Genomic DNA, 24,772 nt, shown 5'->3' on the forward strand with positions numbered 1-24,772 from the left:
CCTGGAACCCAAAGCTCCGTTTTGCCTTGTGTGAACGCAACGTAAATGTTGCTGACGCCTCTGACTAGCCCTCGCAGCGCTTTCGTTCTGCGAGCGTGAGCAGAACGAGCAGAACCGCGGGTTATGGGCAGAAGCCGGAGTTGTGAGCGCAAGGGTGCCGCCGTGCCGGGGACGCGCCTAGCGTCCCGCCCCATGAACAGCGAAACGAGCCCCGCCATCGAGCTGCGGGGGGCGAGCAAAGCGTTCCGGACTCCGTCGGGGGCGCTCCACACCGCCGTACGAGATCTGGACCTCACGATCGGGCGCGGTGAGTTCGTTGCCGTGGTGGGACCTACCGGCTGCGGCAAGTCGACCACGCTGACCCTGGTCAGCGGCCTGGAGGAACCCACCGAGGGCGAGGTGCTGGTGGCCGGTGAGCCGGTGCGTGGCATCGGCGACAAGGTCGGCTTCGTCTTCCAGCAGGATGCGGTCTTCCCCTGGCGCACCGTGCTCTCCAACGTGATGGCAGGTCCCCGCTTCCGGGGCGTGCCGAAGCCCGAGGCGAAGGAACGCGCCCGGGAGTGGCTCGCCCGGGTCGGCCTGTCCTCCTTCGAGGACCGATATCCCCACCAGCTGTCCGGGGGCCAGCGCAAGCGTGTTGCGCTCGCGGCCACCTTTGTCAACGATCCCGAGATCCTGCTCATGGACGAGCCCTTCTCCGCACTTGATGTGCAGACCCGGGCCCTGATGTCGGACGAACTGCTGGAGTTGTGGGCCGGGACCGGCGCCTCCGTCGTCTTCGTCACCCATGACCTGGAGGAGTCCATAGCGCTGGCCGACAAAGTCGTGGTCATGACTGCGGGACCGGCCACCGTCAAGGAGGTGTTCGAGATCGACCTGCCCCGCCCGCGCAAGGTCGAACAGGTGCGTCTGGAGCCCCGGTTCCTCGAGATCTACCGGGAGATCTGGTCCTCGCTCGGCGAAGAAGTTCGCATCACCCGCGAGAGGGGTGCTCTCCATGTCGCCTGAATCCATCACCGCGAGCGCCGCCGTGACCAAGACCGAGCGGACCCAGGCCAGAGCGCGGGCGAGCCGCAACCGCAGGTTCCTGGTGCTCGGCAGCCGGATCGCACTGCTCTTCGCGGTCATCGGGCTGTGGGAGTGGCTGGCCCGGACCGCGGTCATCGACCCGTTCAACTTCTCCATGCCGTCGAAGATCTGGGACCAGATCCGTACGTGGGTCGTCGACGGCACCGCTCAGGGCTCCCTGTGGGAGCAGATCTGGTACACGCTCTACGAAGCGCTGCTCGGCTGGATCATCGGTGTGATCGCCGGTGTGCTGCTCGGCATCGCGCTGGGCCGGATCCGCTTCGCCGCCGATGTCCTGGGCCCGTACATCAAGGTGCTCAACGCCCTGCCGCGCATCGTGCTCGCCCCGATCTTTCTGATCTGGTTCGGCCTCGGCCCCGCCTCGAAGGTGGCCTCCGCGGTCGTCCTCGTGTTCTTCCCCGTCTTCTTCAACGCCTTCCAGGGCGCCAGGGAGGTGGACCGCAACCTTGTGGCAAATTCCCGCATCCTGGGGGCCAGTAACCGCCAGGTCACCTTCCAGGTGGTCATCCCCTCGGCCACGTCATGGATCTTCACCAGCCTGCACGTGAGCTTCGGCTTCGCGCTCATCGGCGCCATCGTCGGCGAGTACATCGGCGCCACCAAGGGTCTCGGGCTGCTGGTCGCCGCTTCCCAGGGCACCTTCAACGCCGCAGGCGTCTATGCCGCCATGGTCATCCTGGCGATCGTCGCGCTGCTGGCCGAGGGGCTGTTGACCTTCCTCGAGAAGCGGCTCTTCCGCTGGAAGCCTGCTGACGCCGACTCCGCCAGCTGACGCCGCACGCCATCCGAACATCCCATTGCTTCTTCACAAGGACGTGAACCAGTTGCGTACATTCACCCGGATCTCGGCCGTCGCCGTCGCCGGCGCACTCGCCCTGACCACGCTGACCGCATGTGGCGGCAACTCCACCTCCGCCTCCATCGACAAGAACGTCAAGGTCAAGATCATGGTGGGAGGCCTCGACAAGGTCATCTACCTGCCCGCGATGCTCACCGAGCGCCTGGGCTACTTCAAGGACGAAGGGGTATCGGTCCAGCTGTTGACCGAGCCCGCCGGCGTCCAGGCCGAGACGGCCCTGGTCTCCGGTGATGTGCAGGGCACCGTCGGCTTCTACGACCACACCCTCGACCTTCAGGTGAAGGGCAAGCAGGTCGAGTCGGTCGTCCAGTTCTCACAGGCTCCCGGCGAAGTCGAGATCGTCTCCAACCAGGCAGCGGGCGACATCAAGTCGGCGAAGGACTTCAAGGGCAAGAAGCTCGGAGTGACGGGCATCGGCTCCTCGACCGACTTCCTGACGAAGTACCTCGCCGTCAACAGCGGTGTCCAGACCGATCAGTTCTCACCCGTCGCGGTGGGAGCGGGGCAGACCTTCATCTCCGCCCTCCAGCAAGGCTCCATCCAGGGAGGTATGACCACCGACCCGACCGTCGCCACCATCCTGGACAAGAAGCTCGGCAAGATTCTCATCGACATGCGCACCCCGGAGGGCTCCAAGCAGGCGCTCGGCGGGCTCTACCCCTCCTCCAGCCTCTACATGCAGACCGAGTGGGTCAACAGCCACAAGGAAACCGTCCAGAAGCTGGCCAACGCCTTCGTCAAGACGCTGAAGTGGATGTCTACGCACAGCGCCGACGAAATCGCGGCCAAGATGCCCGCCGACTACGCGCAGGGCGGCGGCACGGCTCTCTACGCGCAGGCCATCAAGAGCACCCTGCCCATGTTCACCACGGACGGCGTCATGCCCGCGGACGGCCCCGCCACTGTCGAGCGCGTGCTGAAGGCCTTCAACCCGAACCTGAAGAACGCCAAGGTCGACCTCGACAAGACCTACACCACCGAGTTCGTCAAGAACGCGGGCTGACCGCACGTGTCGATCGCACCTGCGCACCGGTGCGCAGGTGCGCAGGCGCCTCCGGCTCACGCGACGGTCTGAATGACGTACCCACTGGTCGGCGGAGCTCACGAACTCGAACGACTCGCCTCGGCGGACACGTCGTTCCCCCGGGGGCTCCGCTTTCCTGCGAACGGCGGAACGCGCGGCACGCGGCCGGTATGACACCGACGGGCACCCGGGCAGCGGGGGCATGCGTGATCCAGCGCCGAGAGGCAGGACCTCTCCATGAGGCGCCTTTGCCGCCTTCTGGCTAAGGTCGACGAGGGGCCGAGTAGCTGATCGACGGAGGCTCCCATGATCATGAAAGTTGAAACACGCGACGTGGCCCCGCGCCTTGCCACTGGCGCGTTCTTCCTGAACTCAGGGTTGAGCAAGCTGAAAGCGGACGAGGAGACGGCCGCGGGCGTGCACGGCATGGCCTGCGTGGCGTATCCATTCCTGAAGAAGTTGGACGCACAGCGCTTTACCCGGCTGCTCGCCTGGTCGGAGATCGCGGTCGGCGGAACACTGCTTGCTCCCTTCGTTCCGACCCCACTGGCCGGGCTTGCCCTGACCGGGTTCTCCGGCGGGCTGGTCGGCCTGTACCTCCGGATCCCTGGAATGCGGGAGCCCGGCAGTCTGCGACCTACGCAGAACGGCATCCCGCTGGCCAAGGACTCCTGGATGCTGGGGATGGGGATCGGCTTCCTGGGCGCGGCCTCACGCTGGGGAGGCGGGTGCACGACCCGGCGCCGGCGGCGCCGGTGCGGACGGCACTGACGGGACGACCGACGCCGGACCGGCGGTGCTCATCGACGCGTGTCGATGGCAGGGCCCGGGTGCGGGAGCGGCGATGGTGGTCGCATGAAAAGCGCGGACCTTTTGACGGATGCGTTCACACGAGTCCAGGAATCGGTGCACTCGGCGGTCGAGGGTCTTCCCGTCGACGACCTGCACGTGCGGCTCGACGAGGGCGCCAACTCGATCGCATGGCTGGTGTGGCACCTCACCCGGATTCAGGACGACCATGTCTCGGACGCGTTCGGTGTGGAGCAGGTCTGGTTCTCCCAGGACTGGGCCTCCCGATTCGACCTGCCTTTCGAGAAGGGAGCCACCGGGTACGGGCACAGCAGTGAACAGGTCGCGTCCGTGCAGGTGGGTTCGCCCGAACTGCTGCTCGGCTACCACGACGCGGTCCACGAGCGGAGCGTCGAATTCATCCGTGGGCTCGACGCCAGGTCCCTGGACCGCGTCGTGGATGAGGCCTGGTCGCCGCCGGTCACCCTCGGCGTCCGGCTGATCAGCGTCATCGCGGACGACCTGCAGCATGTCGGCCAGGCCGCATTCGTCCGGGGCTCGCTCGAGCGTCGGTAGAACAGGACAGGTGTCCCTTGCGGCGCCGTCACCGACCCGGCCGGCCGATCTGCACCGGACGCGCGATGGCCGGCCCCGGCGGTGAGGCACCCCAGGGCTCCGCGGCAGGCCGCCTCCTCCACCACGACGGAACCGCCCTGAGGCACGTCGCCCTGCTGTGGGCGACAATGGAAGGCGCAGACAGGACACTCGCAGCCGCCGATTCTGGTCCGGAGCCACCCATGGATTACCCGGAAAGTTATGAGCTGGTATTTCAGGCGTCCGCCGTCGAGGACGACACCGTGATCGTTCGGCGCACCGCGAAAGAGGGGGCCGGCGGCTACCCCATCTACGAGGACGAGACGGGAATCGTCCGTGCGGAGATCAGCGAGCTCGGTGAGGTACGGATGCTGGCCAGCGGCGGACACCAGGTGTTCGGATCACCGCAGGTCCGCGCGGTCAATGAGCACACCGAGCCCTGAGGAGACCGCGCCGCCTCGACCGCCCGGTGGACCTCGAACCCCGGCGTGACTCTTCTGAAGTGCGGCAATGTCGAGCTTCGAGCTCTTGAAGATCGACATGTAGTGGTCCGCCGCCTCTTCGCCGGATCCCTACGGGGGGCCCGTGCGAGCACCGCCGGCTGTGCTGGACTGCCCTGCCACGCCCGCTCCTCGTCCCCTGAGTCCAGATGTGGCCGAGCCGCACGGCCCAGGGTGAACACCGTCGTCCGCGTGTCGACACGTGCCCCCCCGCACGGACTCCTCGGGCGCCATGAACCGCCGCGACCCCGGCAGCCGGTCGTCGGCCGGCACAAGGGGTCGGGCCGGTACTCGTCGAGGTCGATCAGGCGCACCGTGTCCCGGGCGAAGTCGTACAGCAGCGCACCGTCGTAGAAGTCGACCGCCACCTGACCGGCGTCCTCCACGGCGAGATGAGCGCTCAGGACCTGCTCGAACGCGTGGAGCACCCGGGTGACCGGCAGCGCCCGGAAGCGTGCGATGGCGCTGTAGGGACTGGAGCGGTTGCGCCTCGCGTACAGCACCTCGGCGGACAACTCGGTATTCTCCAGCAACGGGTGCGAGGTCAGGGACAGCATGGTGCCACCGCCCGCCGTCCGTCCGCGGATCGTCCGAGGGCTGTTCGGACCCGTCGCGCCCGTACCCGACCCGCGCGAGACGGCCGGGGAAGGCACCTGGATGATGGGCGCACCACCAGACGGCCGCCCTGACCACCCTGACCGGAGGCATCCGATGAACGGCGCTCCCCACGTACGGCACGCGTGCCCCGCCGATCTGCCCCGCATCGCCGAACTCGCGGCCGAGCACGCCGCGTACGAGAAGGATGCCCCGCCGTCCCCGGGCCTGGCGGAGCGGCTCGCGGTGCTCCTCTTCGACGTTCCGGACCCGCGGTTGCGCTGCCTCGTGGCGGAGCGGGCCGACGGAGAGGTCGTCGGGTACGCGACCTGCATGCCAGAGCTGTCCACCTGGGAGGGGTGCGAGTACCTCCACATGGACTGCCTCTTCCTCCGCGACGGCAACCGGGGATTGGGCCTCGGGGCGCTGCTCATGGATGCCGTAGCGGCCGAGGCACGGCAGCTGGGGCTCACCGAGGTGCAGTGGCAGACACCCGCGTGGAACGAAGGAGCGATCCGGTTCTACGACCGTCTCGGCGGCCGGGCCAAGGAGAAGATCCGCTACACGCTGCCGGTCATGGACTGAGCGTCCGCTCCTCGTTGGGGAGCCAGTTGCCGTGCAGGCCCAGCGGCACGCGTACGGGCGTGCGGACCCGGGCGACCGGACCCGATCCCGGGTTGTCGGCGGGGATGTCGAGCAGCCAACTGCTCGCGTCCGTACGGTCGGTGGCGTGCGTCATCGAGTAGCCGTCCCCGCCGGATCCGTTCCCCGTGGCGGGGCGACGACCGGTTCGCCGACCGACAGGTCGCCGGTCCGCCACAGCACCGAGGCTCCGGATGCTGTCCTCGGTGTCGTACCAGCGGATCGCGTCGTATTCGCCGGGCAGCAGGTCGACCTCGCCGGTTCCCGGGGCGACGGCGGTCCAGCAGTGCTGACGGCCAATCAGGCGATTGCCGATCCCGGGGAGTTCTATGCGCGAGTCGTCCGGTTGCGTACGCCCGGCGCTACCCGGAGTACGTGAAGCAACGCGCAGCCACGGCACGTGTCGGGGTCTGCATCGTGTCCGAACGGAAGCGAGGCCGATGGCCTGCCACTCACTCATGGAAGAGCGGCAGACCACCGACCGTTCACGTGGTGCGGCTGCTTACTTGGGCCGGCGCGTGTCGCCGGAGCCCAGGTTGCCGAGCTGCTCGCTCTGCTCCTGCAGCTTCCGCGCCTTCTCCTGGAGCCGCTGACGCTGCTCCGGGTCGGTCGCGCGCTCCGCGGCCTCGGTCAGATGCCGGGCCTTGTCGCGCATTTCCTGGGCGCGGCCACTGGTTTCGCCTGCAACGCTCATCGTCACTCCTAGGACGGTAGGGAAGAGCGGGCTCATTCAGAGAACCAGCGTCCGGCTGTCACCGCATTCCGAACCGTTACGCTGTGTTACCGGCCGCCCGTGGGGCCGTGGACCGGATCGGCGCTGGCATGATCAGGGGTATGAACGAGCGCATCATCGCCGCGTGTGACGGGGCATCGAAGGGGAATCCGGGGCCTGCGGCCTGGGCATGGGTCGTGGCCGATGCGCAGGGGACTCCGCAGCGTTGGGAGGCGGGGCCGCTGGGCACCGCGACCAACAACGTCGCCGAGCTCACCGCACTCCAGTCGCTGCTGGAGGCCACGGATCCGGCCGTGGAGACCGAGGTCAGGATGGACTCGCAGTACGCGATGAACGCGGTGACGAAGTGGCTGCCGGGGTGGAAGCGAAATGGCTGGAAGACCTCGGCCGGCAAGCCCGTGGCCAACCAGGAGCTGGTGGTCCGCATCGACGATCTGCTGAGCGGCCGGACCGTCCGGTTCGTCTATGTGCCGGCCCATCAGGTGGACGGGGATCCGCTCAACGCCCTTGCCGACCAGGCGGCCAGCGAGGCCGCCGTGACGCAGCTGGCGGCGGGTACGGTGCACGGCTCCCCGCCGCCGACGCCCGCACCGGCCAGGGCGTCCGAGAGCCGAAGCGGCGGCGCGGCGGCGAAGAGGAAGACGGTGGGCGCGGCACACCCCGCGCGCACCGGGGGCACCATCCGGGCCAAGTTCGCCGGGCGTTGCCACTGCGGAAAGCCGTACGCGGCGAAGGACATGATCGCAAAGAATCCGACCGGATGGGGACACCCGGAATGCAGGTCCGCGCCCGCCTGAGCCGACAGCCTGCCGGGCCGGGACCGGGGGAGTGCTCACCCGACAGAGGTTCTCCGTGCCATGATGCGGCTCCGACCGCAGCGCTTTCGGTGATCCGCCGGCGCTGCGGGAACGGCTGGACGCTGGGGGGCGGATGGGATCCACGGGCACGGTGCTGCGCGAATTGCGCGGCGCGCAGAAGACCGCAAAAGGTGTGTCGCTCTACTCGCGGTATGTCAACCGCCCGGCCGGGCGTGTGCTTGCCGCGGGCGCCTACCGGATCGGGCTCACGCCCAATCAAGTCACCTTGGTCAGTGCGGCCTTCACTTTCACCGCCGTTGCCTCGGTGGCGCTGGTCCGGCCCTCCTGGGGGCTCGCCTTCGCCGTGTACGCGGGGCTGGCCGTCGGCTTCGCCTTCGACTCGGCCGACGGGCAGCTCGCTCGGCTGACCGGACGCGGCGGGCCGGACGGAGAGTGGCTGGACCATGTCGTGGACTGCGCCAAGCTGATCCTCGTACACACCGCCGTACTGATCTCGTTCCACCGGTTTGCGCAGCTGCCCGGCGAGGGCTGGCTGCTCCTGCCGCTGGGTTTCCTGTTCGTCGCGGTGCTCACCTTCTGCGCCGGGCTGCTGCGCGAGCAGCTCGGCAAGGCGGCCGCCCGCCCCGCGGCGGCCGGCCGTGCCACGGCCCCGGCCCCGGTGTCCCGGGTGCGGGCCGTGGCACTGCTCCCCGCCGACTACGGGGTGTTCTGCCTGGTGTTCCTGCTGTACGGCAACGAGACCGCGTTCCGTATCGGTTATGCCGCACTCGCCGTCGTGCACGCGCTGTTCCTCGTGGCGTTTCTCGTCAAGTGGTTCAGGGAGCTGAAAGTGCTCCGGGCTGAGAATTGACGAGGGTGTCCAGCGCCCGGCGCAGCTGGGTGCTGGACGTGTGCACGGTGTACGGGAAGTAGACCACCTCCACACCGACCTCGGCGAAGTCGCGCTCGAGTCGTTCCCCCTTTTCCGTGCCCCGCCAGTCGTCCCCCTTGAAAATGACGTCGAACCTGACCTGCTGCCACGTCTCGACCTTGTCGGGAACGGTCTCGACGAACGCTGCGTCCACATAGCGCACACTGCGGACGATCTCCAGCCGCTCCGGCAGCGGGATCACCGGCCTGTGGCCCTTGGCGAGCGCGGCCATCTCGTCCGAGACGACCCCCGCCACGAGGTAGTCGCACTGACTGCGGGCATGCCGCAGGATGTTCAGGTGCCCTACGTGGAACAGGTCGTAGACCCCCGGCGCGTAGCCGACCCTGTGCACCATCCGTTCTCTCCCCCCACGGTGAACATGATGTCCGTGTTCCGGTCGCAGGTGTCCGGACATGGCATCCGGTCCTGCGGGATATCGGTATCCGTGCTGATGGTGCAATGACCTTACTGTGAAGACCACTTGCGCATCACGTGAACGGATAAGCTCACTTTTGGGGCTGTTCCCTCGGAGGAACAGAGGCTGTACCGGGGGGGGAAGGTGATCGTCCGATGTCCGATGCTGATCACGACAAGCCCGCTCTCACCGGTCCACCCGCACGGCTGCCCCGGTGAGCTGGTCGGAGAGCTGCCGGATGTCCGCCTCGACCATGATCCTGGCCAGCTCCTGCGCCTTCACCACCGGCTTCCAGCCGAGCAGCTCCTCGGCCTTGGTGGCGTCGCCGATCAGGGCGTCGACCTCGCTGGGACGCTCGTACTTCGCGTCGTACCGGACATGGTCCCGCCAGTCCAGCCCGGCGTGCTCGAAGGCGAACTCCAGGAACTGCCGGACGCTGACCCCCTCACCGGTGGCCACCACATAGTCGTCCGGCGAGTCGCACTGCAGCATCCGCCACATCGCATCGACGTACTCGGGGGCGTAACCCCAGTCCCGTACGGCATCGAGATTTCCGAGGTGGAGGTGTTGCTGGAGCCCCGCCTTGATCCGTGCCACGCCGCGGGTGATCTTGCGGGTCACGAAGGTCTCGCCGCGGCGCGGGGACTCGTGGTTGAAGAGGATCCCGTTGACCGCGAACATTCCGTACGCCTCACGGTAGTTGACCGTCGCCCAGTACGAGTAGACCTTGGCGACGCTGTACGGGCTGCGCGGATGGAACGGGGTCGTCTCGTTCTGCGGCGGTGGAGTGGCGCCGAACATCTCGGACGACGACGCCTGGTAGATCCGGGTGTCGATGCCGCTGGCGCGGACCGCCTCCAGCAGCCGGATGGTTCCGAGCCCCGTGACGTCGCCGGTGTACAGCGGCGCGTCGAACGAGACCCGGACGTGCGACTGCGCCCCCAGGTTGTAGACCTCGTCGGGCTGGATGTCGCGCAGCAGGTTCACCAGCGCGACTCCGTCGGCGAGATCGGCGTGATGCAGGACGAAGGACCGGTTCTCCTCCTCCGGGCCCTGGTAGATGTGGTCGATCCGCTCGGTGTTGAAGCTCGACGAGCGGCGTATGAGGCCGTGGACCGTGTACCCCTTGTCGAGCAGCAGCTCGGACAGGTACGAGCCGTCCTGCCCGGTCACGCCGGTGATGAGCGCGGTCTTCGCCACGACTCCCCCCTTCTGTGGTCGTCTGCGTTGCTGTTGGTGCACCGAAATATCGTGATCTGAGCGATCCGCGGCAAAACGTCACCGCGACATACAGTTACTGGCACAATCCGAACCATGACGACTGATCTCCCCGGCCCTCCCCAGGAATCCGTCCGCCCCCTGCTACGTCCCGGCTCCCGCATATTCGTCGCGGGACACCGAGGTCTCGTCGGCTCGGCGGTGGTGCGCCGCCTCACCGCCGAAGGCCACGAGGTGATCACCCGCGGCCGTGACCGGCTCGATCTGCGCGACGCCGCACCGACCGAAGCCTTTCTGCGTGACATCCGCCCGGACGCCGTGGTGCTGGCAGCCGCCAAGGTCGGCGGGATCATGGCCAACAGCACGTATCCGGTGCAGTTTCTCGAGGACAACCTGCGCATCCAGCTGAGCGTGATCGCCGGTGCGCACGCCGCCGGGGTCGAGCGGTTGCTCTTCCTCGGCTCGTCCTGCATCTACCCCAAGCGCGCTCCCCAGCCGATCCCCGAGGACGCCCTGCTCACCGGACCGCTGGAGCCGACCAACGAGGCTTACGCGCTTGCCAAGATCGCCGGGATCGTGCAGACCCAGTCGTACCGGCGGCAGTACGGCGCCTCGTACATCAGCGCCATGCCCACCAATCTCTACGGGCCCGGCGACAACTTCGACCTGGAGTCCTCGCACGTCCTGCCCGCCCTGCTCCGCCGCTTCCACGAGGCGGGACGGGACGGCGCACCGGAGGTCACCCTCTGGGGCTCCGGCAGCCCCCGGCGCGAGTTCCTGCACGTCGACGACCTGGCCGCCGCATGCCTCCTGCTCCTGGAGCGTTACGACGGTGACGAACCCGTCAACATCGGCTGCGGCGAGGATCTGACGATCCGCGAACTCGCCTCCACCGTCCAGGATGTGACGAACTACCGAGGCCGTATCTTGTGGGACACGACGAAGCCCGACGGCACCCCGCGCAAGCTTCTCGACGTCTCCCGCCTCTCCTCCCTCGGCTTCAAGCCGCAGATTCCGCTGCGTGACGGCATCGCCCGGACCTACGCCTGGTGGCTGGACCACCAGGGCGCCCAGGACTGACCGCGCCCCCGGCCGGGCCGGGCGGGCCGCCGCAGAGCGCCTCCGGCCCGCCCGGCCGACCCCGTACGGCCGGTCGAGGTTCATCTTCCGCATCCGGTCCCCGCCGCTCTCAGTACGCCCCGCGGCCGTCGGTGACGGCGCGCAGCGTACGGGCCATGAGCCCCAGATCCGTGGCCACCGACCAGTTGTCGACGTACCACAGATCGAGCGAAACCGTCTCCTGCCAGGAGAGGTCGGAACGCCCGCTGACCTGCCACAGCCCGGTCAGCCCGGGCCGGACCGCGAGGCGCCGGAGCTCACACTCGTCGTAGCAGGACACCTCCTCCGGAAGAGGCGGACGAGGACCCACCAGGGACATCTCGCCACGGACGACATTGAGCAGCTGCGGCAGCTCGTCCAGCGAGCTCCGGCGCAGCAGCCGGCCGATCCGCGTCACCCGGGGATCGCGGCGGATCTTGAACATCGCACCGTCGTTCTCGTTCGCTGCGAGGAGCTCCGCCTTGTGCGTTTCGGCGTCCTCGACCATGGTGCGGAACTTCCACATGGTGAACGGCCGGTTGTGCCGGCCCTGGCGGATCTGGCGGTGGAACACCGGGCCCTCGGATGTGAGCCGTACGGCTGCCCCGATCAGGAGCAACAACGGTGCCAGCAGCACCAGTCCGAGCGCCGCACCCGTGCGGTCCACCGCACCCTTCAGGGCCATCTGCGGCCCCTGGCGAAGCGGCGGCACGATGTGCAGCAGTGTCAGCCCGGCCGCCGAGACGGGCCGGACCCGGCCTGCCGCGATCTCCGAGAGGTCCGACAGCACGGACAGCTGCAGGCCCCCGTCGTGCAGGCCCCAGGACAGTTGCCGCAGCCGCTCCCCGGAAAGCTGTGGTCCGGGTATCACCAGCGCCAGGTCCGCCTCGTGGGCGAAGGCTCCGCCCAGCACCGTCGACACGTCGTCGTCGGCGGGAGCCGGTGCGAGGTGCCCCGGGACCGGAGCCTCGCAGCCCAACGATGTCTCTCCGACGGGTATGGCCGCAACCACGTTGTACGCGTGGTCCGTTCGGGAACCGAGCAGCCGCACCGCCCGGTCCACCCCCGAAGCCTCACCGACCACCAGCACGCGGTGCTCGGCGCGCTGCCGCCTTCCCGGCCAAGGGAGTTGGCGCACGAGCGAAACGGCCACGGTCACCAGCAGGCCGGGCAGGAGCGCCTCGACCGCGGTCACCGGCCGTACCGGCTCGCCGAACACCGTGCTGAGGACGGCCAGTGCGCCGATGAGCAGCAGCCAGTCCCCGGGCACGGTCAGTGCACTGCGGAGGCCCCCCGGTCGCTTGGTTGTGTACCGGCCACGCGCCAGCCGGGCTCCGCACCACACCAACGCGGCGACGATCGCCGCCAGTTGGGCCCGCGGGAGCCCGCCCGCGCGAAGGATGAGCCAGGCCGGTATCCCCAGCCCGAGAAGATCGGCCCCGACGACGAGCGGCAGGTACCGGCCCGGTCTTCTCTTCGGTGCGGGCGTCTGGTCAGAACGCTCGCGCTGTACGGTCGGGGCACTCCACAGCTTTTCAAGTTCCCTGCTGCGAGGCCGATTTGAAGTGGTCCGTGGTCGTGGCGACCCCGCCAGTCCCACGGATCCCGGTATGTCGGATTCGGGTAGCTCGACATGCCCCATGAACCCCCCAGTCACAGTTGCATCTCCATAAACGGGACGCATCCGCCGATCCCGTGGACTGACGGACGCGCCCTCGCCCGCTGCACGATATCCACACACGTGCCATTTTGCTGGAGTTCTCGTGAAGTTCAGGCATGAACGACGGTCGGATCTCGTCCCGTTCCGCGCTGGATACAGGAGGTCTGCGGTCGGCTGTTGGCATTTGGCGGGTTCCGCCCTGGGACTATGTGCGGATATGTCACGTCCTCGTGATGCCGCACCCATGTCTGGGAGAATGCACCCGAGGCGGCGAGCGCCGGCGACGAGAGAAAGAAGGCGTGCGGTGACTCTCGCGGAGAAGAACTGGGCCGGAAACTTTACCTTCGGGGCGCGGCGCCTCCATGCTCCCCGCTCGGTGGCCGAGATCCAGGAGATCGTGGCCTCCGGCACCACGGTACGGGCACTGGGCACCAGGCACTCCTTCAGCACCGTCGCGGACACGGCCGGAGACCTTGTGTCGCTGGCCGGACTGGACCGCGTCGTCGAGATCGACCGGGCGGCCGGATCGGTCACCGTCGGCGCGGGGCTCCGCTTCGGGGAGTTCGCCGATGTCCTCCATGAGAGCGGCTACGCCCTGCACAACCTGGGCTCACTGCCGCACATCTCCGTGGCGGGCGCCTGCGCGACCGGCACGCACGGCTCGGGCATCGGCAACCGTTCGATCGCCGGGGCGGTCCGGGCGCTGGAGATGGTCACGGCGGACGGCCGGACCGCGGAGCTGAAGCGCGGCGACGCGGACTTCCCCGGGGCTGTGGTCGCCCTGGGCGCCCTGGGGGTGGTGACCCGGCTGACCCTGGACCTGGTGCCCGCCTTCGACGTACAGCAGTGGGTCTACGAGGATCTGCCGCAGTCCCGGCTCGGCGACCCGGACGGATTCGACGAGGTGATGTCCGCCGCGTACAGCGTCAGCCTCTTCACCGACTGGCGCGGTGGCCCGGTGAACCAGGTCTGGCTCAAGCAGCGGGTGGACGCCGAAGGAGCGCGGCAGGCACCCGCCGAATGGCTCGGTGCCCGGCTCGCGGACGGCCCGCGCCATCCGATCCACGGCATGCCCGCTCAGAACTGCACCCGGCAGCAGGGCGTCCCCGGCGCCTGGCACCAGCGACTGCCTCACTTCCGGCTGGAGTTCACCCCCAGCAACGGGGACGAGCTGCAGTCGGAGTACTTCGTGGCACGGCGCGAGGCCGCGGCGGCGTTTGCGGCACTGGACCGGATCCGGGACCGGATCGCCCCCCTGCTCCAGATCGGCGAGATCCGCACCGTGGCCCGCGACGACCTGTGGCTCAGCCCCGCGAGCGGCATCGACGCGGTGGCCTTCCACTTCACATGGGTCCCGGACACGGCCGCCGTCACACCGGTGCTCGGTGCGATCGAGGAGGCGCTCGCACCGTTCGGCGCCCGGCCGCACTGGGGCAAGGTGTTCACGACCGCGCCCGAGACGCTGCGCGCGTTGTACGGGCAGTACGCCGACTTCGAGAAGCTGATGGCCCGGTACGACCCGGCCGGCACCTTCCGCAACGACTTCCTGGACCGCCACTTCCCGCGGTGACGCAGAGCGTGAAGGTCAGCGGCCGTGGCGCTCGTCCCGGTACCGGGACGGCCACGCGGTCGCCGATATTCCCGGTGCGAGATGGTCCACCACCTCGGCGAGCTCCTCGCAGGCCTGCTCGATCCTGCGCCGGATATTCATGTCCTCGGTGACGATCGACGCCAGCAGCAGGGCGGTGAGGGCCATTGAGCCGTTGAGGATCGTCAGATTGAGCATGATCTCAAGGATGGTGTGACCGCGGAACGCTCCCACTTTCTCACTGCCTGCGATGATCGCCAGCACGGACAGGACAAGGGCACACGGTGCGCTCCCCGCCAACTGGAAGCGCAGCGCGGCCCAGATGAGCACCGGGAACATCGCGTACAGCATCGACAGCGAGTTTCTCGTGGCCACCACGCCGAGCACGAAGCAGACGACTGCCAACGCAGTCGCCTCCGCCCACCGGTCGGTCCTCCGGGGCAGCCTGGCCCTGCGCATCACGAGGAGCAGAGGGGTGACGATGAGCACGCCCGTGGCGTCCCCCGCCCACCAGGCCGCCCAGACCGGCCAGAAATGGCCGAACGGCAGCCTGCCGGTGACGGCCAGCATGCTCGTGCCGATGGAGGCGCTGATCAGCATTCCGGCCATCGCACCGAGGAAGACCAGGACCACCCCGTCGCGCAGCCGGTCCAGTTCCTTCCGGAACCCGGCCCTGCGGAGCATGAGGTACGCGCAGACCGGCGCGAGGGTGTTGCCTGCGACGATGCCGGGGGTGGCGAGGTCGACCGGACCGGTGGCGGTGGCGACGACGAGGAAGGATCCGAGAGCGATACCGGGCCAGATGCGCAGGCCGAGATAGAGCAGAGAACTCAGCGCGATGCCCGTCGCCGGCCAGAGGGGGGTGATTCTGGCGCCGTGGATGGCCACCTGCCTCAGCAGACCGAGCTGTCCCACCCCGTAGTAGGCGGCGGCGACCGCCAGGATGCTCAGGGCGGTCACCGCCGTACCTCTGGTTCCCTCACTGCGGATCACAGCTCTCATCAGACACCGCGGGCCGGGGGCGGCAGCTGTGTGACACGCTCGGCCCGCTGCCCGGCGTCACCGGTCGTCACGCTGTGCGGCGTGGGACACGTGGTGGCGCAGGACGAGTACGGCGGCATCGTCCTCGTGCCCGGTGCGTTCCGCAGCCTGCAGCACCGCGTCGGCCAGCTCGTCGGCCCCGGCCGCGGCACGTGGGGCCACCAGCCGCACCACTGTGTCCAGGCCCTCCTCGATCGGGAACGACGGCCCCTCGACCAACCCGTCGGTGAGCAGCACGAACACCCCCGGGGTGGTCAGCCGGTACCGCGTGACCGGATACTGCGAACCGGCCTGAATACCCAGCGGCAGACCTCCCGCGTCCTCGGTGATGCCCGAGCGTCCGTCGACCGTCGCCCACACCGCGGCGACATGTCCTGCGCGCGCGGTGTCGAGTACCCACGTGCGCGGGTCGAGACGGACGAATGTGCAGGTCGCGAAGAGCGCGCTGTCGACGGACAGCAACAGATCATTGGTGCGGCTCAGTATCTCGCCCGGTGCCGAGCTCGTGGCGGCGATCGCCCGCATCCCGATCCGGATCTGCCCCATGAACGCGGCGGCCTCGACGTCATGGCCCTGTACGTCCCCGATGGCGAAGGCGAGCGTGCCGTCCGGCAGCGGGAAGCCGTCGTACCAGTCGCCACCGATGTCCAGGCCACTGCGGGCCGGCGCGTAACGGGCCGCCGTCTGCAGACCGGGGCGGGCGGGCAGAGCGGCCGGAAGCATCTCGCGCTGCAGTGCCTCGGCCAGTTCCACGCGTGCCTGGTGCAGTTGCACCTCCTGCCGCGCCCGGGCGGTGAGCCTCTGCAACGTGGTGAGCAGCTCCTCCGCACTCACCGAAGTGGGAGGACGACGCCGGTTCATGGGCCGCTCCGCAGTGCATTCGTTCGCGAGCCGCAACACACAGGGCCTGACGCGGCGGGACCGAACCGTGAGGCCCCTCTTCCGGCTGGCCCCTGCATCATATTTCGACGTTGAACACCCTGCAGTACGAGCCGCCGTCGGGGGATCGCGTCGTGCCGACCCGAAGCGGCCGGGCCGGGAGCGCGCGAACGGACTCGGGTGGAGAGATGCTGAAGACAGGACCGTGTCGTGGCGGCTCACCGTGGCCGGACGCGGGCGAGGAGGTGCGCAATGACACGCACGCTGGAATGGAAGCTCCGCCTCGATCTGTCCGAGAAGGAGGGCACGACCAAGGCCGAAGCCGTGCTGGACACCGGTTCGGAGAAGCTCATCGGCCACGGGGTGGCGCGCTGCAACCCGACGGACGTGGATATCCCCAGCATCGGTGACGAACTCGCGGCGAGCCGCGCGATGAAGGACGTCGCCGGCCAGCTGATGAGAGAGGCGGACCGCGAAATGGAGTCAGTGGGTGCCGGACCCCCGAAGGGCCCCCTCGGCAAGCCGTACGCCTGGACCGACGTGTCGAGCTAGGGCCTTTCTTTCGGATCGGACCGGATCAGGGTGTGGCCTGCCGCCGAGTGGCCGGTGTCTCCGTGGTGCGCGCGGCTGCAGGGCGGAGGGGGGAGACAACGGGAAGGCGTTCCGTCATGCCTCCGGGCCGTTCCTGTCCGTGGGAGGACGTATGACCCGTACCTCATTGAAGTGTTCACGATCGGCACCCGGCTGACCCGCGAGATGACGCACCGCGATCCGGACACGGCACCGGCCGCCGTTGCGGCGGCCGTCTTCGACCGGAGCGGCGGCACCCGGCTCGGCGGGACGCCGGGTGCCTTCCTCGATACAGGGGGCCGGCGCGCCACCGCACGTGGAACCGTGGTCGGCGTGCTCTCCGACGGCCGGGAGCGCGGTTACCCCGCGCTCCTCGTGGATCGGATGCGGCGGCTGCACCGGCCGGCACACCGGGTGGCGCGGTCCAACCCGCGCCGGGCCGGACCGGGTTACGAGCCACGGGCCGCAGGCATGGCTGCAGCGCTGCCCCGCGTGAACGCGTTCGTCGAGGGAAACAGCCTGCAGGCCCTGGAGCAGTTGGCGGCCGTCGTCGGCGGAGCCGCACCGGCAGGCGGCGAGCGCCATGCGTGAGATCCTCCCGGCGCTGAGCCGCTGGTACGCCTCCGGTGAACCGTTCGGACTTGCGACGGTCGTCGCGGTCACCCGCAGCGCGCCCCGGGGCCCCGGGGCGGCCATGGCGGTGGGCCCCGGCGACGAAGTCGTGGGCAGCGTCTCCGGCGGCTGCGTCGAAGGCGCCGTCTTCGACCTGGCCAAGGAGGTCGCGGAGACCGGACGGGCGCAGCTCCACACCTTCGGCTACAGCGACGAGGACGCCTTCGCTGTCGGGCTCACCTGCGGAGGCGAGATCACCCTCCTCGTACGCCCCGTGTCGGCCGTCACCGATCCCGCGTTCGGCGAGGTCGCCGCGTCCGTCGCCGCACACCGTCCGGTGGTGGTCGCCACCGTGACCGACGGCCCCGCTCCGCGCGGCGCCGCGCTCGCCGTATGGCCGGACACGGTGTCCGGGTCCCTGGGCACCAGCGGCCTCGACGTCGCCGTCACCGCCGACGCCCGGGGCGAACTGGCCCAAGGGGCAACGGGCCTGCGCCACTACGGACCGCGCGGCGAACGCCGCGAGGACGACGTCACGGTGTTCCTGCAGTCGTTCGCGCCGCCGCCGCGCATGCTGGTCTTCGGCGCGATCGACTTCGCCGCCGCCGTGGCGCGCATCGGCGCGTTCCTCGGCTATCGGGTCACGGTGTGCGACGCCCGCCCGGCCTTCGCCGATCCCCGCCGCTTCCCGGCCGGGGCGGAGGTGGTCGTCGACTGGCCGCACCGCTACCTGCGCGGCACCGGCACCGACGAGCGGACCGTGATGTGTGTACTCACCCACGATCCGAAATTCGACGTCCCGCTGCTGGAGGTGGCCCTGCGCTCCCCGGCCGCGTACATCGGCGTGATGGGGAGCCGCCGTACCCATGAGGAACGCCTGGCCCGGCTGCGCGAGACCGGACTCGGCGAGGCGGAGCTCGCGAGACTGCGCTCGCCCATCGGCCTCGACCTCGGCGCCCGCACCCCCGAGGAGGTGGCCGTTTCGATCGCCGCGGAGATCGTCGCACTGCGCTGGGGCGGTACCGGCGCCCCCCTGGCGGACACGGCCGGGGCGATCCACCGGTCGCGATCGAAGTCCGTGTGAGGAGGAGACCATGCAGCTGCACCACTCATTCACCGTTCCGGTACCGGTCGACGAGGCGTGGCGGGCGCTGCTCGACATCGAGCGCGCCTCGCGCTGCATGCCCGGCGCCACCGTGGAGGACTTCGACGGCGAGACCATCAAGGGCTCCGCCAAGGTGAAGGTGGGTCCGATCACCGTGACATACCGCGGCACGGCGACCTTCCTGGAGAAGGACGAACCGGAACACCTGATCGTGCTGGCCGCCAAGGGCAAGGAAGTGCGGGGCCAGGGCATGGCCGCGGCCGCGGTCACCGGGACGCTCGCCGAGCGCGACGACTGCACGACCGTCACCGTCGACACCGACCTGACGATCACCGGACGGCCGGCCCAGTTGGGCCGCGGGGTGATGAGCGACGTCAGCGACAAGCTCATCGAACAGTTCGCCGGCTGCCTCTCCGCGCAGCTGTCGGAGGCGGCAGTGGCTGCGCGTGGACCCGCAGCGCAGAACGGCGCCGCGGAACCGGCTGCGCGCGAACCCGTCTCGCGGACCGGCGCCGCGGAGCCCGAACCCACGGCACCGCTCGGGAGCGGCGGCACAGGCGCGTACCAGGCGGAACCGATCGATCGGCTGCGCACAGCGGGTGCGCCGGTGGCCGACCGCGCGGCGGCGGTCCTCGGCGCGGCCGCCCTTGCCGCGCTGGCCGTAGCTCTCCTGCGCGGGATCTGCCGCCGGCGGGCCGGCCGACCCCGGTTGCCGGGGAAGGCCGGCGCCAGGCCCGCAGGGTGACCCCTGCGCATGGGCGGCGGCGAGCGACTCCGCGAGGGCGGCGCCCAGCGCACGGACGCACGACTCGGGAAGCGGACCGCCGTGCGCGGCCGGCGCGGCGGGGTTCACTTCCCAAGCTGACGCGCGCCGAAGTGCCGCTCCACGATCGCCGTGGTGTCGGTGCCGCGCGGCAGGACGCCGTACTGGTGACCGCGGTCCGCGCCCAGGCGTGCGGCGACGAACGCCTCGGCCAGGGGCGCCGGAGCGTGCCGCAGCATCAGCGAGGACTGCAGGGCGAGCGCCATGCCCTCGACCGTCGCCCGCGCACGGAGCTCCGCGGCGAGCGGATCGCGCAGATCCGCGACCAGCTCCTGACGCACCCGGCGCACATGCGCGTCCAGTACAGCACTGGCCCCGGTCGTCGTCTCCAGCTCGGCCCAGAAGGCATCCAGGGACTGCGGGGTCCTGGCGATACCACGCAGCACATCGAGCGCGATCACATTGCCGGAGCCTTCCCACACGGCCATCACCGGCTGCTCGCGGTAGCGCCGGGCGAGTGGCCAGTCCTCGGTGTAGCCATTGCCGCCCAGACACTCCAGGGCCTCGTACGCGTGGTGCGGACCGCGCTTGCAGATCCAGTACTTGGACACCGCGGTGGCCAGTCGGCGGAACATCGTCTCGGACTCGCCGCTGCCGGTCTCGTACGCCCGGGCGAGGCGAAGCGAGGTCCAGGTCGCGGCCTCCGTCTCCAGGGCCAGGTCGGCGAGGACCGCTGTCATGGCCGGCTGGTCGACCAGCCTGGCACCGAAGGCGCTGCGGTGCTGCGCGTGCCAGATCGCTTCGGACACCGACTGGCGCATGCCCGCGGTGGTGCCGAGAACACAGTCCAGACGGGTGTGGTTGACCATGTCGATGATGGTGGGAACGCCGCGACCGGGCTCGCCGACCCGCACCGCCCAGGTTCCGTCGAACTCCACCTCGGAGGACGCGTTCGACTTGTTGCCGAGCTTGTTCTTCAGCCGCTGGATGCGGACGGTGTTACGGGTGCCGTCGGCCAGCACACGCGGTACGAGGAAGCAGGTCAGCCCGGCCGGGGCCTGGGCCAGAACGAGGAAGGCGTCCGACTGCGGGGCCGAGAAGAACCACTTGTGGCCGGTCAGCAGGTGGGCCCGGCCGTCGGGGTCGGAGGCCACCGGAACCGCGCGGGTGGTGTTGGCGCGAACGTCGGAACCCCCCTGCTTCTCCGTCATGCCCATGCCGAACGTGAGCCCCGACTTGCTGCCCGGGGCGATCAGCCGCGGGTCGTACGAGCGGCTCAGCAGGCCCGGGAGCCAGTCACGGCCCGCCTCGCCGTCGCGCTGCAGTACGGGGACCACGGCGTGCGACATCGACATCGGGCAGGCGTGGCCCGGCTCGATCTGGGCGAACAGCATGAACGACGCCGCCCGCGCGACCGCGGCACCCGGCTTCGGATCGGCCCAGGCCGCGGTGTGCGTGCCGTAGCCCACGGCCGCGCCGATGACCTCGTGGTACGCGGGGTGGAACTCGACTTCGTCGACGCGGTTGCCGTACCGGTCGTGGGTGCGGAGCGCGGGTGGTGACGTGTGCGCGAGCTCCGCATGGTTCTGGAACGGTTCCGAGCCGACCAGGCTGCCGATCTCATGGAGCTCCGGTTCGTGCCAGGCCGCGCCGAATGCCCGTACCGCCTCGGCGAGCGGCGGATTGGTGCCGTACTCGTCCAGGCCGGTCCGGGGCGGCACCTGATTGGTGACCTCGTGGGTGGAGTGCGGTGCGGGAGCCCCTGACCGGAGGCCGGTGGGGTGTGCGGTGACGGTCATGTCGGCGGTCCTGTCTGACGTCGGCGGTAGGAGTTTCGGCCGGGAGGTTGCTCTGCTGGTACGGCGGTGCGGTGGGAGCGGTCAGGTGCCGCTCGCTCCCACCGCTCTCAGGCACAGCGTGGCGATGTCCGCCACGACCGGCTCCGGGTCGGTGCGTTCGCCCACCGGGGAGAGCGGACCGAGCAGCGCCTCGCTGATCGCCCCGATTACGGCGGCGGCCGAGAGCCGGACGTTCTGCGCGGGGAGCTCGCCGGCCTCGATCCCCGCGGCGATGACCGTCTCGGCGAGGGCGTGGTAGCCGCGGCGATAGGTCAGCCGCTCCGCCTCGACCAGTGGATCGACCGGCTCGGCAAGCAGAGCCCAGGCCGTGCGGGGTGTCCGCAGCGCCCGGAACGCGAAGACCTCGACCAGGGTGCGCAACTGCTGCGCCGCCCCTCTTGTGGCGCCCACGGCCTGCTGCACCGCGGTGAGCTCATGACCTGCGACATGACGGAAGACCGCGGCGAGCAGCTCCTGCTTGGAGGCGAAGTGGTTGTAGACGCTGCCGGTGGCGACTCCGGCCAGCTCGGCGAGCGCGGAGATGCTGGCCGCGGCGTATCCGCCCTCGGCCAGCAGTTGCCGCGCGGCGTCCAGCAGCCGCTGGCGATGCGCGAGCCGGGTCGCCTCGGTACGGGCGGTGGGGCGGTAGGCCATGATGTTCTGAACCTCGATTCATAACTTCAGCTCCCACTGAACCACCGTTGTGTCCGCCGCGCAATGATCGGCGGCCGTCGGTGGCGGCAGGGAGGTAGAACCCCCTTTCCCTTTTCCCCGCGTAGCGGAAATCCTGTTCGAGGCCGGGTGGGCGACGGCTGTTACAGAATTCCGTGCCGGTCACGCAGGGGTGAACCGTGGTGCGCGCGGGTTGACGTGGCGCGCACCGTGACGGATGTGCCGGTCCCGAACGGGTGGGTGCACCGGTCAGTGATTGACAGGTACCCGGGTAGTTGAATGCGTGCCAAATGCATGCGCGTGTGACGGAAATGTCTGCATTTCGTAACACGTATCGAGGCGTCTGCCGTAAATCGGGCGATCGGGCCAAAGTGTGCGCTCTCGGTATCACGCCGGGATCGATCAACGCTCGGGCCACACGGTCCGGGCCTGCACCTGAGGGGTTTTCATGTCCCGTTCCGCACGGCGGTTCACTGCCACCGTCATTGCTGCCGGCGCGCTGGTGGGCGCCGCCGCTCTCCCGGCCGCCGCCGACGACAACGACCGCGGTTATGGCCGGCCGAACTCGTATTCCGGCGTCGTCCTGGGCGAGATCCAGCACGACAGCCCCGGACGCGACAACGGCACCAACCGCAGCCTCAACGACGAGTGGGTCACCGTCACCAACACCAGCTACCGCACGGTCGACCTCAGTGGCTGGACCCTCAGCGACGACAGCCGCAATACCTACCGGTTCGACATGCGTCTGGCCGGCCGTTCCTCGGTGCGGGTCCACACCGGCTACGGCCGCGACGACCGTGACGACGTCTACCAGGACCTCCGCCGCTACGTCTGGGACAACCGCGACACGGCGACCCTGCGCAACGAGGACGGCTACAGGGTCGACTCGAAGTCCTGGGGCCGTCACTACGACGGGTGGTGGGGCCACGGACGTGACGACGACAACCGCCGTCACGACAACCGCCGTCACGAGAACCGCGATCACGACGGTCGGGGCCACAAGGACCGCGATCACGACGGTTGGGGCCACAAGGACCGCGATCACGACGGTTGGGGCCACAAGGACCGCGATCACGACGGTCGGGACCACAAGGACCGCGATCACGACAGTTGGGGCCACAAGGACCGCGACCACGACGGTCGGGACCACAAGGACCGCGATCACGACGGTCGGGGCCACAAGGACCGCGACCACGACGGTCGGGACCACAAGGACCGCGACCACGACGGTCGTCGTTGACCCCCTGCACCCACCTGTCCTGACCCTCTGACCCCCGCACCCTGACCCGGGAGCGGGGCCCCGCCCCATCCGCCCGCGGCGCACCCCGGCCCCCGGCCGCGGTGCGCCGCCTGAGTCAGGGGCAGCGGTCGCGCACCCCGCCCCCGGCGGAGGGTCGGCAACCTTTCGGCTTCCGGCGGCAACTGACGTGACGACATCCGCCCCCGGCCCTCCGAAGGTGCCTACCGTGGCTCATCCGAATCCCCGAACCGCCCGCAGACGCCGCGCAAAAAGGTCCTAGGAGAAGGCGGAGCCGACCTCGGACGCGCTTCCGGGGACGGAGGACGCCGCGGAGGCCTGCGGTGTCAGGGACTCCGTGTTCGCCGGCTCCGGGGCCGGCCGGGACGCGGGCGACTCGGTGACGGGCGGTGGCGCGGAGGCCGTCGGCTTCGGGGAAGGCGGGGACGGCGAATTCGGCGGCTCGGATGCGGGCGCGCGCGAGGACGGGGACTCGGTCGCCGGCGAGTTCGATGACGTGGACTTCGAGGACGCCGAAGTCGACGGGCACGGGCCGGTGGACGGGCAGGGTGACGGTGTGTGCTCGGCGGGCGGCTCGGTCTTCTTGTCGCTGCCACCGGTGTCACCCGCCTTGCGGGCGAGCCAGTCCCCGGACTTCGGGTCGAACATGATGAACACGTCCACCACCTGGGCAGCGGGTCTCACCACCACGACGTGCGAGGAGCTGAATCCGGGCCAGGGTTCGCCCTTCAGTCGTGTGATGCCCTTGACCGCGACCGGTGGGAGCAGCGGATTCCCGCACGCGCAGCGCACCCGCGGCACACCGTGGTCGTCGACGAGAACGGCCGTGCCCGCCTGAAGCACCGCCTGGTAGCTGGTGGGGGCGCCGTTCCGGTAGCCGTGATTGGTGACCCGGGTGTCCATCCGCAACCGGACGGGGGTCAGCGCCCGCAGGTAGTCGGGGACGCCGAACGGATCGATGCCCAGGACGGAGGCGAAGGCCTTTTTCTTGTCCGGATCGGCTGTCAGCGCGGTGATCTGCCTCTCCACGTCGCAGCTGGCGACCTTGCGGGTGCCGCCGTACAGACCGGGGGTCGCCCCGTCCACGCCCTGCGTGACGTTGGCCCGGGTCTCCGACGGATTGGGTACCGGGGTCGGCGTCGCCGGGGCGCTGGTGCGCGCCGTCGATTCGGTGAACGGATCCTGCCCGGCCGAACCGGCCGGCTGCAGGAACACCTCACCGGCCGCCACCGCACCACCGTCGGGGCGGGTGAGCACGATGGTCAGGATCACCGCGGCCACGAGGGCGGCGCCGATCGACGCCACCATCGGTACGGAACGCCACCAGGGGCGGCCCGGACCACCGGCTCCGCCCGGTACGGGCGGCCCACCCGTGGAGCCGCCACCGCCACCGCCCGAGGGGACATCGGGCGGTGGCGGCACGGAACCCGGCTGCGAGGGACCCGAGAGCGGGCCGGAAGGGGGGCCTGTCGGGCGGCCTGACGACGGCGGTTGGGCACTCAC

At 69.7% G+C, this 24,772-nt stretch carries 26 protein-coding genes; 16 read left to right on the forward strand and 10 right to left on the reverse strand.

Features of this window, described 5'->3' with window-relative positions; genetic code table 11:
* The first annotated feature begins 192 nt into the window (after nt 1-192).
* The 7 genes from OH809_RS37640 (at nt 193) to OH809_RS37670 (ending at nt 6,034) form a co-directional block, all read left to right on the forward strand.
* Nucleotides 193-1,008 carry an ABC transporter ATP-binding protein gene (locus OH809_RS37640; RefSeq protein ID WP_037693453.1) on the forward strand — a complete coding sequence of 272 codons (816 nt, stop codon included), beginning with the start codon at nt 193-195 and terminating at the stop codon, nt 1,006-1,008.
* Nucleotides 998-1,861: an ABC transporter permease gene (locus OH809_RS37645; RefSeq protein WP_406416757.1), complete on the forward strand. Its 864-nt coding sequence runs from the start codon at nt 998-1,000 to the stop codon at nt 1,859-1,861. Before OH809_RS37640 ends, OH809_RS37645 begins: the two co-directional genes overlap by 11 nt.
* A 52-nt stretch (nt 1,862-1,913) precedes the next feature.
* Entirely contained in the window at nt 1,914-2,951 is a 1,038-nt protein-coding gene (locus OH809_RS37650; protein WP_406416756.1) for an ABC transporter substrate-binding protein, read from the forward strand.
* Nucleotides 2,952-3,278: 327 nt separating this feature from the next.
* Nucleotides 3,279-3,743: a hypothetical protein gene (locus OH809_RS37655; RefSeq protein ID WP_406416754.1), complete on the forward strand. Its 465-nt coding sequence runs from the start codon at nt 3,279-3,281 to the stop codon at nt 3,741-3,743.
* 84 nt (nt 3,744-3,827) lie between these two features.
* Nucleotides 3,828-4,337: a mycothiol transferase gene (locus OH809_RS37660; RefSeq protein ID WP_406416753.1), complete on the forward strand. Its 510-nt coding sequence runs from the start codon at nt 3,828-3,830 to the stop codon at nt 4,335-4,337.
* Nucleotides 4,338-4,558: 221 nt separating this feature from the next.
* Nucleotides 4,559-4,798 carry a DUF6296 family protein gene (locus OH809_RS37665; RefSeq protein WP_406416751.1) on the forward strand — a complete coding sequence of 80 codons (240 nt, stop codon included), beginning with the start codon at nt 4,559-4,561 and terminating at the stop codon, nt 4,796-4,798.
* A gap of 768 nt (nt 4,799-5,566) precedes the next feature.
* Nucleotides 5,567-6,034, forward strand: a complete 468-nt coding sequence (locus tag OH809_RS37670; protein WP_406416748.1) for a GNAT family N-acetyltransferase — start codon at nt 5,567-5,569, stop codon at nt 6,032-6,034.
* Here OH809_RS37670 and OH809_RS37675 read toward each other — a convergent pair.
* Nucleotides 6,024-6,491 carry a carotenoid oxygenase family protein gene (locus OH809_RS37675; protein WP_406416746.1) on the reverse strand — a complete coding sequence of 156 codons (468 nt, stop codon included), beginning with the start codon at nt 6,489-6,491 and terminating at the stop codon, nt 6,024-6,026. The two genes, OH809_RS37670 and OH809_RS37675, sit on opposite strands and share 11 nt — an antisense overlap.
* Before the next feature lie 102 nt (nt 6,492-6,593).
* Complete coding sequence (locus tag OH809_RS37680) at nt 6,594-6,785, reverse strand: DUF6381 family protein (protein WP_358862302.1); 192 nt, start codon at nt 6,783-6,785, stop codon at nt 6,594-6,596.
* 140 nt (nt 6,786-6,925) lie between these two features.
* On the opposite strand from OH809_RS37680, the gene OH809_RS37685 reads away from it, so the two are divergent.
* Both OH809_RS37685 and OH809_RS37690 read left to right on the forward strand, forming a co-directional pair.
* On the forward strand, nt 6,926-7,621 hold the full coding sequence (locus OH809_RS37685; RefSeq protein WP_406416744.1) for a ribonuclease H: 696 nt from the start codon (nt 6,926-6,928) through the stop codon (nt 7,619-7,621).
* Between the two features lie 133 nt (nt 7,622-7,754).
* Complete coding sequence (locus OH809_RS37690) at nt 7,755-8,492, forward strand: CDP-alcohol phosphatidyltransferase family protein (protein ID WP_406416743.1); 738 nt, start codon at nt 7,755-7,757, stop codon at nt 8,490-8,492.
* On the opposite strand, the gene OH809_RS37695 is transcribed toward OH809_RS37690, so the two are convergent.
* Nucleotides 8,458-8,907, reverse strand: coding sequence for an adenylyltransferase/cytidyltransferase family protein (locus tag OH809_RS37695; RefSeq protein ID WP_406416742.1), 450 nt, complete (start codon nt 8,905-8,907; stop codon nt 8,458-8,460). The genes OH809_RS37690 and OH809_RS37695 overlap by 35 nt on opposite strands.
* 246 nt (nt 8,908-9,153) lie before the next feature.
* Entirely contained in the window at nt 9,154-10,167 is a 1,014-nt protein-coding gene (gene gmd, locus OH809_RS37700) for a GDP-mannose 4,6-dehydratase (RefSeq protein WP_406416741.1), read from the reverse strand.
* A 114-nt stretch (nt 10,168-10,281) separates the two neighbouring features.
* On the opposite strand from gmd, the gene OH809_RS37705 reads away from it, so the two are divergent.
* On the forward strand, nt 10,282-11,265 hold the full coding sequence (locus tag OH809_RS37705; protein ID WP_406416739.1) for a GDP-L-fucose synthase family protein: 984 nt from the start codon (nt 10,282-10,284) through the stop codon (nt 11,263-11,265).
* Between the two features lie 109 nt (nt 11,266-11,374).
* Here OH809_RS37705 and OH809_RS37710 read toward each other — a convergent pair whose 3' ends face one another.
* Nucleotides 11,375-12,883, reverse strand: a complete 1,509-nt coding sequence (locus OH809_RS37710) for a sugar transferase (protein WP_406416738.1) — start codon at nt 12,881-12,883, stop codon at nt 11,375-11,377.
* Nucleotides 12,884-13,247: 364 nt separating this feature from the next.
* Between OH809_RS37710 and OH809_RS37715 the strand changes: the two genes are divergently transcribed.
* Nucleotides 13,248-14,513 carry an FAD-binding protein gene (locus tag OH809_RS37715; protein WP_406516108.1) on the forward strand — a complete coding sequence of 422 codons (1,266 nt, stop codon included), beginning with the start codon at nt 13,248-13,250 and terminating at the stop codon, nt 14,511-14,513.
* A gap of 15 nt (nt 14,514-14,528) precedes the next feature.
* Here OH809_RS37715 and OH809_RS37720 read toward each other — a convergent pair whose 3' ends face one another.
* On the reverse strand, nt 14,529-15,524 hold the full coding sequence (locus OH809_RS37720) for an MASE1 domain-containing protein (protein ID WP_406516311.1): 996 nt from the start codon (nt 15,522-15,524) through the stop codon (nt 14,529-14,531).
* Between the two features lie 66 nt (nt 15,525-15,590).
* The gene (locus tag OH809_RS37725; RefSeq protein ID WP_406516109.1) at nt 15,591-16,433 is read right to left on the reverse strand and encodes a PP2C family protein-serine/threonine phosphatase; all 843 of its coding nucleotides are present in this window, start codon (nt 16,431-16,433) and stop codon (nt 15,591-15,593) included.
* 270 nt (nt 16,434-16,703) lie between these two features.
* On the opposite strand from OH809_RS37725, the gene OH809_RS37730 reads away from it, so the two are divergent.
* From OH809_RS37730 to OH809_RS37745, 4 genes are all read left to right on the forward strand, one after another.
* A complete protein-coding gene (locus tag OH809_RS37730) occupies nt 16,704-17,003 on the forward strand; it encodes a DUF1876 domain-containing protein (RefSeq protein ID WP_406416733.1) in 300 nt (99 codons plus the stop codon).
* A gap of 171 nt (nt 17,004-17,174) precedes the next feature.
* Nucleotides 17,175-17,612, forward strand: a complete 438-nt coding sequence (locus tag OH809_RS37735; protein ID WP_406416731.1) for a VWA domain-containing protein — start codon at nt 17,175-17,177, stop codon at nt 17,610-17,612.
* On the forward strand, nt 17,605-18,717 hold the full coding sequence (locus tag OH809_RS37740; RefSeq protein ID WP_406416729.1) for an XdhC family protein: 1,113 nt from the start codon (nt 17,605-17,607) through the stop codon (nt 18,715-18,717). The genes OH809_RS37735 and OH809_RS37740 overlap by 8 nt, the downstream gene beginning before the upstream one ends.
* A gap of 10 nt (nt 18,718-18,727) precedes the next feature.
* Nucleotides 18,728-19,483: an SRPBCC family protein gene (locus tag OH809_RS37745; protein ID WP_406416727.1), complete on the forward strand. Its 756-nt coding sequence runs from the start codon at nt 18,728-18,730 to the stop codon at nt 19,481-19,483.
* Nucleotides 19,484-19,587: 104 nt separating this feature from the next.
* Here OH809_RS37745 and OH809_RS37750 read toward each other — a convergent pair whose 3' ends face one another.
* Together OH809_RS37750 and OH809_RS37755 are read right to left on the reverse strand one after the other, a co-directional pair.
* Nucleotides 19,588-21,300, reverse strand: a complete 1,713-nt coding sequence (locus OH809_RS37750; protein ID WP_406516110.1) for an acyl-CoA dehydrogenase family protein — start codon at nt 21,298-21,300, stop codon at nt 19,588-19,590.
* Between the two features lie 81 nt (nt 21,301-21,381).
* A complete protein-coding gene (locus tag OH809_RS37755; protein WP_406416725.1) occupies nt 21,382-21,993 on the reverse strand; it encodes a TetR/AcrR family transcriptional regulator in 612 nt (203 codons plus the stop codon).
* Nucleotides 21,994-22,459: 466 nt separating this feature from the next.
* On the opposite strand from OH809_RS37755, the gene OH809_RS37760 reads away from it, so the two are divergent.
* Nucleotides 22,460-23,251: a lamin tail domain-containing protein gene (locus OH809_RS37760; RefSeq protein ID WP_406516111.1), complete on the forward strand. Its 792-nt coding sequence runs from the start codon at nt 22,460-22,462 to the stop codon at nt 23,249-23,251.
* 276 nt (nt 23,252-23,527) lie between these two features.
* Here the strand turns inward: OH809_RS37760 and OH809_RS37765 are convergent, their stop codons facing one another.
* The gene (locus tag OH809_RS37765; protein ID WP_406416722.1) at nt 23,528-24,772 is read right to left on the reverse strand and encodes a DUF6777 domain-containing protein; all 1,245 of its coding nucleotides are present in this window, start codon (nt 24,770-24,772) and stop codon (nt 23,528-23,530) included.

It is taken from the genome of Streptomyces sp. NBC_00873, assembly GCF_045207415.1.
Taxonomy (GTDB): domain Bacteria; phylum Actinomycetota; class Actinomycetes; order Streptomycetales; family Streptomycetaceae; genus Streptomyces.